Genomic DNA, 8,449 nt, shown 5'->3' on the forward strand with positions numbered 1-8,449 from the left:
TCAATTCCGAAACCAATTCGCTCCCTCATCCATGTGCACGAAGGGAATATCCGTATCAATTACACCTTTGATTTGTCTTAAATCAACATCTTCCCCTTCGAGCCATTTCGCAAAATCTATGGAAGTCGGCTCTTGGTTCCCTCCCAAGGCAATCCAAGCTTTCATCTCTTTAGGTAAATAAGCGGATGTATGAATCGTTCCCGCCCAGCTGCTATATAAATCCGAGAAGACACCTTGATTGGTATCATTAAACAACCGATAAGCATCGTAGGCTGAAGAAAGTTTCCCTTCATGATCCTGGATGATCTCCAATCGGCGTCTCGAATCGATAAGATGGTTACGGTTTTCATTTTTCATGATTTCAAAGTGATTGGTACAGGCATTTGACGTGCGCACCTCTACATTTCTTGGGGAGGTTTCCACAATATAGGTATTTCCGCTTTTATCATAGACGACGTAAGTGAAAGAATGACGATGCGGGATTTCCTTCAACATCGCCACCGCTTCCTGAACGTCCGCACAAGATTCAACAATCAGTCTGCCAATCATGCAGCAGATGAAACCATCACCAGGGTTCTTGCGATTCATGAAATTATAGCCTATCACCAACCCTTTTTCGTTCATTCCATCCATCCGGCCAGTCCCTCGCTGACTAGGGCCGATGCTTGAGTACCCTTGATCGGTTGGCTGGAATAAGACATAGCGTCCTTCATAAGTCTTCGGGTGGTAATCATAATTGCGAATGAGATAATCATTGCCTGTCATGATCGAACAGCCCGACCGGACATAATCCAATCGGTATCCACCGAACTCTTGAAGCACGCGGTCCATTGGCCATTTCAACGCTTCTTGCAATCCGAGTAATTCTTCCCAAACTCCAGGGGCGAATTGTGTAATGGCTCTCTTGACCTCTTCTTCTTCAACCGTAAACCTCGGCTGCCTGATCTTCCACTGATCTTCACGGTTCTTTACCGTTAGCGAATCTTTTAATTCCTTCCCTTGCATGTATCCAAACTCATAATGTGTACCCCGAAATTGTATGACATCACTATATATTTGCTTCACGGCTTATCCCTCATTTACAATAGTTGCTATTCAAATTAAGGATACTTGAACTATTGTTGAAAATAAAGAAGATAAGCCTTTAAAATTCATGAAAAAACTCACTACCCCGTACCCCCCTCATAATCTGTAACTAGGCACATTTATGAGGGGGACGTATCATGGAGATGGAATTAACGGCACTCCATTGCTAGGCGTGGCGATAGCGATGAACCTTTTTGGTCACGGAATAGCATTATCAGGGTAAACGAGGAAGAATTCACTTTAATAAGACGAACTTATACTGTATTTGAGGAGTCCTGCTTATGGAAAACTTATCCTAAAATAGAAAAGACCTGCTTCATGTTGTAAAAGGGTATATGAATTCTCCTTTTGATTTTTGACTCGTTTTACCATGCTGTATAAGTAAGGAACAAAAAAAGGCCTAGTAATCCAGACCTCTTATCGGGGAAAGTGATTCCACTAATAAAACCAACTACCTTTTAGATTTATCTTTTATAGTTTTTGCTATTGCTAAAAGAACTATAAATCCGATAATACCGACGAAACCTAATATATTAATTATAGTAGACAATCCGATTCTTCCTTTCCGTTAATAATCTTATTCATTATTTTGAATAACAACTCTAAAGGAACCAAAAGTTTGTTGACTCTGATAATTATCAGCATTTACTTAATAAGGAAGTGGGAAGGTGGTGAGCTGGAAATTATTTCTTCATTCAACGTCGGGTAGATTAGTTTATGGTGGAACAGTGGTATATAAGACGTCTGTGTTATCTCTAACTGCAACTTGTTCCCAATCTTTTATAGCTATGATTGCATATCTGATTCCAGCATTTGTCTCATTTCCGGCAGAGAACTTAAGTTCCTTGCCTTCTTTTTCAGTCATAATTGATTGCAACTTTTCCTGACTATTTGTCATAGATATATTTTCATTGAATCCATCCTTTATAATAGCATCAGGTTTTTCTTGCTTTACTTTTTAACAACTTTCCCGTTTGGCGGATTTGTTGAGGAATACCGAATACTTAATACTTGTTCTAAAATCCCTGCCCTGTTTAGGTCGAGCTCCTTCAATTTATACTCTGGCTTTTGAACGATTACAAAAGTCAATTCACTTGAGTCGGAACGAATAGGAACAGTAACATTAAAGTTTATGGAGCTATTTAGGTTTCATATCAAAGAAATATTTATTTACGTCCTGCTCCTTATTTTTAACCTTAAATTTCACTTATTTATAATCTTCAAAAACAAGTAAAGCATACTTTCTGACCTCATCAATGTGGTTATCTACTGAGGCAACAACTGACACTTCATTGTCAGTACTATTAAGTATACTTCCTTCATCGATAACTTTACTTTTCAATTTTCCCACCCCATATCCAACCGTACCAAAATCAGCAGCAGCATTCGTTACTTCACGTTCTTTTTCAATAACATCGATATTAGAAGTGGTTAATTCTTTAGGTGGAGATAAGAATAAAACAAGTAAAAACCCCAAGCAATACCAAAATAGATAGCGCAGATATGTAGTATTTTTTCATAAACCAATCTTCTTCTAATTAAAAGAGATATGCAATGAGCATATCTCTTCATTATTTTTCTATTACCAATTACCAATAGGCCTCTGTTTGACCATTAACAGTTTTATACCCTTTTAAGTTTAAAAGTATGAGTCCCAATAGCAAAATCATTCCTGAAGCATGTTCAACCGTTCAATGTTTCATCTCCAATATAGTCCGCCTTTGTAGAACTTGCCGATTTAGTTTGATTAAAAAACCATATACCGTTTTATTTAAAAAAAGCCTTCTCGATTGAGAAGGCTTTATCTGAATAAGTGAAGGGTAACACATTATTTGATTTTATTCATTTAATTACTTAATATTCCTGTAAATTAAAAAATCCCTCTCATTAGAGAAGGATTTATTTGTCTGAAGAGTGTTGGAAACACAATAATATTTTTTCCAATCAATTATTTAATATACATTTTTTAACATTTAATTATTCTCAGTCTAACTTCTTGATTACTGCAGTTGATTTTGTTGTCCCATTTGGCCAAATTGTTGTTGCCCTTGTTGATTTCCCATTTGTTGGCCAGACTGTTGATGCCCTTGTTGGTCCCCCATTTGTTGGCCGGACTGTTGATGCCCACCTGTCATTTGTTGTAACTGCTGTTGTGCTTGACTTACAGCTTGATTCATTTGAGTTAATGCTCGATTACTTTGAATGTATTGAGATGCTTGATTTAAAGTTTGAATTGCCTGTTGGATAGATTGTTGGAGTTGTTGATCTGTTTGTTGTAATTGTTGTTGAGTTTGACCACTTAATTGTTGAATTTGATGTGACAATTGATTTTGCCCTTGTGGTGGTTGCTGATTTTGTTGTCCCGTTTGTTGGCCGGACTGTTGTTGCCGTTGTTGTAGACTAGAAAGTGAACTTTGCAGATTATTTAATTGATTTCTAAGGTCACTAAATTCTTGAGCAATTTCAACATCCACCGTTCTTTTAACTTCTGATTCAATCTTTTTCTTCGTATTATTATCCATAAAAATCCCTCCGTATTCAATAGTCGCCCTTAGGCACTTTATTAAATTGTTCAATATCCTGATAAATATCCATAAAAAATTTAATATACAAAAAATACGACTAATCAAAACCCTATCACCAATCCACTATTGAATTGCATATAAATAGGCCCATCTCAATTAAGAGAAGGGTTAAAATCTGGAGGAGTGACCCTTTTGGGTAACACATTAAAAGTATTTTATCCATTCAATTACTTTATATACAGAAATAAAAAGACCCTCTCCAATTAATAGAGGGGTATGAAGAGACTCTAGGGTACTATAGTTTATTCAATTAATAATTCATCTTACAAAAGTAAAAAAAGCCCCTCTCGATTTGAGAAGGGCTTTAGGTCGGACTTCTTGCCATTAATGCTCAGAATCTAATATAGTACTTTCACACATAAAATTATATTAACTATATTATTGTAGTTGATTTTGTTGTCCCATTTGACCATATTGTTGATTGCTCATTTGTTGTTGACCTTGTTGACCTTGTTGACCTTGTTGTTGACCTTGTTGTTGACCCTGTTGTTGACCCAACTGGTTGAATTGCTGTTGTGCTTGACCTACTACCTGATTGATTTGGTTAAGCGCTTGGTTTGTTTGAGCATATTGAAGACATTGGTTTAAAGTTTGAATTGCTTGTTGAATGGATTGTTGTAATTGTTGATCAGTTTGTTGTAGTTGATTTTGTGCCTGGCTAGCAAATTGTTGGATTTGTTGCATTAATTGATTTTGTTGTTGTTGATTTTGTTGTCCTGTTTGTTGCCCTGAATTTTGTCCAGTATTTGATAGTGAATTTTGAAGATGATTTAATTGAGCTCTAAAATCACTTAATTCTTGAGCAATTTCAACATCCACCGTTTTTTTAACTTCTGATTCAATCTTTTTCTTAGTATTATTATCCATAATAATCCCTCCATATTGAAATTAACCCTTTGAAAAAGGCCATTTATTAACCTGTTCAATATTTGCGGTAAATATCCATAAAAACACCAATAAAAAAGCCCTTCTCGATTAAAAGAAGGGCTTTTTTGTCTGAAGGAGTGTTGTTGGAAACACAATTATATTTTATCCAATTAATGATAATAGAAAAGCCCTCTCATTAGAGAAGGGCTTTTGGAAAAGGAGTGTCTATTGGAAGTATTAACACATTTGATACTTTATCCATTCGATTACCTTTTATTCATCCTACCAAAAGATAAAACCCTCTCCAGTAGAGAAGGTTTTACAACTGACGAGACTTGTGAGGGCTTCTCACATTAGTATTTTAACCTTGTAAAATCCTTTTATTCCTCGCTTTATATTATGCAGCAAACAATTCCGTGATGGCAGCTTTACCCGCCTTCTTATCTGCAGTCATCTTTTATCTTTCTGGAATTTATATAAAGCCGACTCTGTACCTTTTCCGAATATAGAATCAAGTGATCCAGGGTTATATCCTTCCAAATAAAGTACAGCCTGTAGGATCCACGTGAGATTGTATTTTGCACCTTTTTCGACCGTAACGATGGCGTCCTTAGTTTTTACTCCCCATTTACCATCCACAACTAGCTTTTTATTGAATTGCTTATTAAGTTCTGTTTGTAGGGCTTTGATAAGTGCTGTTTTTGTATTAGGGCCATTAAATCCATCTACATAAAGACCAGTTTTATAACGGCTAATTAACGTGTTTTGAATCGACTTAACTGTTTCATCTCCACTGATTGAAGGTTTGCTCTCTTCTTTATTTTTAGCATTTCCAAAATTGATTCTCTGACCTATTTTTAATTTAGTTGGATCGATACCAGGGTTTGCTTTTATTAAATCTTCAACTTGAACCCCGCCTGTTCCATCCTTATGTGCAATGCAATCCTGGCCCTTTTACCATTTGGGGAATTAATTAGATTCTTGGGCTCGATAATAAATGTATATCCAACTCCAGGCCAACCCAGCGTGTTTACATGATAATCTGCGAAGCTTTCAGCATCAGATCCACCCAAATTCTTTTTTGTTAATGAATGATGCCATACACGGTGAGTGATTGTTTTAGTAGGCATTGAATATATGCCTTTTGACTTTTAATTTGCCAATTCTATCGACTACTTGTGGAAGATTTGTAAAGTTCATTTACTTACTTTGTACGGATGATAACTGATTCAGTAGAATTATCTTATACAACATTCCCCTATTTCAACTAAGCCTTAAGCAAAAGAAAAAACACACCCAGTAATCTCCTAATTCGATATTCACATCATAAGTTGAAAATAAGATAAGCCTTTAAATTTTTGAAACAACTCACCACCCCGTACCTCCCTCATAAACTGTAACTAGGCACATTTATGAGGGGGACGAATCATGGAGATGGAATTAACGGCACTCCATTGGATTTATGTTGTATTTATTGCATTGATAATCGGGTTTATGGTAAAACGTCGTGATACTACCCTCATCTGCATAATTGGCATTTTCCTTTTGGCCTTAGTGGCTACAGGCAGTTTAGCCTCTTCCATAAGCGGGATATTCAACAGCTTCATTTTCGCAATCACGGAATTAATGTCCACGATTTTAATCATTTCCATCATCGTAGCCATGAGTACGGTTTTAACGAAGTCGGGCATTAATGATGTCATGATTACACCATTTGCGAAATTCATTAAGAACCCTACACTTGCTTTTTGGGTAATTGGCATCGTCATGATGGTGATATCCTGGTTTTTTTGGCCATCACCTGCCGTTGCCTTACTTGGGGCTGTTCTGCTCCCCGTAGCCTTACGGGCTGGTTTACCGGCCCTTGGCGTGGCGATGGCGATGAACCTTTTTGGTCACGGAATCGCATTATCAGGGGATTTCATCATTCAGGCTGCCCCTAAACTTACGGGCGATGCGGCTTCCATACCAGTCGGTGATGTAATCGCTGCGAGCATTCCCCTTGTCATTACAATGGGGGTTGTCACCACCCTCTCCGCCTTTATCCTTTTAAAGCGGGATATGAAGCTTGGAAGAATCAAGGCGGCGGATAATGAGGGATTTGTCCAAGATCAAACAATCAGTGAAAACCTGCTTACACTGGGACAAAAGAAATTTTTTGCCGTCTTCATTCCGATTGCCTTTCTGTTGGATGTTGTGGCATTGTCGATTTTGAAGTTGCAAGGCGGAGATGCAACCGCGTTGGTTGGCGGTACAGCGGTTTTCATTTTGCTGATTTTATCCCTTGTCGCACATAAACAGCAAGGGCTTGAAAAATCAACGGGCTATTTGATTCAGGGTTTTCAATTTGGCTTCAAAGTATTCGGACCCGTCATTCCGATCGCCGCATTCTTCTATTTAGGTGATTCTGGATTCAATCAGATCATCGGTGACTACTTACCGAAAACATCCCTCGGCATCGTCAATGACCTCGGTGCCGCATTGGCGGCCTCCGTTCCTTTAACGAAAGAAATAGCCGCCGTCACATTAACCGGCATCGGTGCCATCACCGGCTTGGATGGATCGGGCTTCTCAGGCATTTCTTTAGCGGGATCTGTCGCCAAACTTTTTGGCACGGCCATCGGAGGCGGAACCGCCACCTTGACTGCACTCGGGCAAATTACCGCGATTTGGGTTGGCGGAGGTACCCTGATTCCATGGGCACTGATCCCGGCAGCTGCCATTTGTAATGTCAGTCCCTTTGAACTTGCCCGCCGGAATCTGCTTCCGGTAACCATTGGTTTAGCAGTGACTACAATAGTCGCGATGTTTCTCATTTAATCGATTTGTGTGGACTCTAAAACACGGAACGGATCTCCATTTCCGTTCCATTTTTAAAAGAAGGTTCGATTGGTTTTTACTTTATAAGGATGGACCCTCATTGATTGAAGAAATTAGCACATTCCTGCCAATAACTGGCTAGCTGGGACCCCACAGGCGCTTCCGTCGAGGAGGCTTAGCAGACTTGTCGGCGTATGGGAGTGGATTTCTGAAAGCAACTGGAACTTTATAAATTTGTCTACAGTAAAAAGGACTGAAATAAATCAGTCCTTTTTTAGATGAAGATTGGGTTTCATTGGTATCCAAACGGATGCTTACATTAAGGCAAGTTTTGGTGCAAGGCAGTCAGTCAGCTATCTTAAATCAGAACTTCACAACGACTATTAAGTACATACTCTTGAATGATTTTTAAAACGATATCCTGGTTTTGCTTTATATAGAAATGATCACCCTTTAATATATGCAATCCTTCAATTTGTTCAATATATTCATTCCAGCTTTCGATACTTTCCTTCGTCACGGTATCATTCGATCCCAATAGCAAAACGGCTTTGTTTCCCACCTTTTTCTCGCGTTTTTTTTCATGGTGGTAGTTGGCTAATACATTCAAGTCCGACTGGATTATCGGAAGGAATATATTCATGAAATCTTCCGTTTCCAGGAGTTCCTTGTTTGTTCCCCCGATTTTTTCAAGCGATCGTTTTAAATGTTTTGTATTAGAGCAATCGATTTGATCTACTTTATATTCTGGGGATGACTTACTTGAAATGAATAAATGTTCAACTTTATTATCATCTCTCTCTTCTAATTTTGCCGCAATTTCATAGGCTACGATCGCACCCATGCTATGTCCAAACAAAGAGATGTTTTCCAGTGAATTCATTTGATGTTTCGTTTCCATTTCCTTCAATAATATATCCGTCAAATCCGTCATATGTTCACATAGTGGTTCACTATATTTACTGCCATGTCCAGGGTATTCCAGCGGGATTACCTCTATTACATCATCATCAAATTTCCATTCTCTATAAAAAGATGCACTTCCCCCAGCATAAGGGAAACAAAAAAGTGTTTTCTTCAGTCCTTCCATC

The 8,449-nt window shown here is 38.2% G+C and carries 8 protein-coding genes; 1 reads left to right on the forward strand and 7 read right to left on the reverse strand.

From position 1 onward, the window contains the following. The 6 genes from A6755_RS23590 to A6755_RS28390 form a co-directional block, all read right to left on the reverse strand. On the reverse strand, positions 1-1,065 hold the full coding sequence (locus tag A6755_RS23590) for a C45 family autoproteolytic acyltransferase/hydrolase (protein ID WP_063592144.1): 1,065 nt from the start codon (positions 1,063-1,065) through the stop codon (positions 1-3). A 736-nt stretch (positions 1,066-1,801) separates the two neighbouring features. Beyond that, positions 1,802-1,951, reverse strand: coding sequence for a hypothetical protein (locus A6755_RS27345; RefSeq protein ID WP_174878767.1), 150 nt, complete (start codon positions 1,949-1,951; stop codon positions 1,802-1,804). A 342-nt stretch (positions 1,952-2,293) separates the two neighbouring features. Beyond that, positions 2,294-2,563, reverse strand: coding sequence for a hypothetical protein (locus A6755_RS23600; RefSeq protein ID WP_063592146.1), 270 nt, complete (start codon positions 2,561-2,563; stop codon positions 2,294-2,296). A 523-nt stretch (positions 2,564-3,086) separates the two neighbouring features. Further along, a complete protein-coding gene (locus A6755_RS23605) occupies positions 3,087-3,608 on the reverse strand; it encodes a hypothetical protein (protein ID WP_063592147.1) in 522 nt (173 codons plus the stop codon). Between the two features lie 441 nt (positions 3,609-4,049). Next, positions 4,050-4,538, reverse strand: a complete 489-nt coding sequence (locus A6755_RS23610) for a hypothetical protein (protein ID WP_063592148.1) — start codon at positions 4,536-4,538, stop codon at positions 4,050-4,052. Between the two features lie 450 nt (positions 4,539-4,988). After that, the gene (locus tag A6755_RS28390) at positions 4,989-5,177 is read right to left on the reverse strand and encodes a peptidoglycan-binding domain-containing protein (protein WP_063592149.1); all 189 of its coding nucleotides are present in this window, start codon (positions 5,175-5,177) and stop codon (positions 4,989-4,991) included. Positions 5,178-5,966: 789 nt separating this feature from the next. Here A6755_RS28390 and A6755_RS23625 point away from each other — a divergent pair. Further along, positions 5,967-7,358 (forward strand): hypothetical protein, encoded by a 1,392-nt coding sequence (locus A6755_RS23625; protein WP_063592151.1) that lies wholly within the window; start codon positions 5,967-5,969, stop codon positions 7,356-7,358. Positions 7,359-7,716: 358 nt separating this feature from the next. Here the strand turns inward: A6755_RS23625 and A6755_RS23630 are convergent, their stop codons facing one another. Beyond that, positions 7,717-8,448 carry a thioesterase II family protein gene (locus A6755_RS23630; RefSeq protein ID WP_063592152.1) on the reverse strand — a complete coding sequence of 244 codons (732 nt, stop codon included), beginning with the start codon at positions 8,446-8,448 and terminating at the stop codon, positions 7,717-7,719. Position 8,449: the final 1 nt, after the last annotated feature.

This window comes from Peribacillus frigoritolerans, assembly GCF_001636405.1.
GTDB lineage: Bacteria > Bacillota > Bacilli > Bacillales > DSM-1321 > Peribacillus > Peribacillus frigoritolerans.

Excerpts from the sequence above, each read along its gene's own strand:
- A6755_RS27345 (WP_174878767.1), bottom strand. The coding sequence starts at position 1,951 with ATGACTGAAAAAGAAGGCAAGGAACTTAAGTTCTCTGCCGGAAATGAG.
- A6755_RS23605 (WP_063592147.1), bottom strand. The coding sequence starts at position 3,608 with ATGGATAATAATACGAAGAAAAAGATTGAATCAGAAGTTAAAAGAACG.
- A6755_RS23610 (WP_063592148.1), bottom strand. The coding sequence starts at position 4,538 with ATGGATAATAATACTAAGAAAAAGATTGAATCAGAAGTTAAAAAAACG.
- A6755_RS23625 (WP_063592151.1), top strand. The coding sequence starts at position 5,967 with ATGGAGATGGAATTAACGGCACTCCATTGGATTTATGTTGTATTTATT.
- A6755_RS23630 (WP_063592152.1), bottom strand. The coding sequence starts at position 8,448 with ATGGAAGGACTGAAGAAAACACTTTTTTGTTTCCCTTATGCTGGGGGA.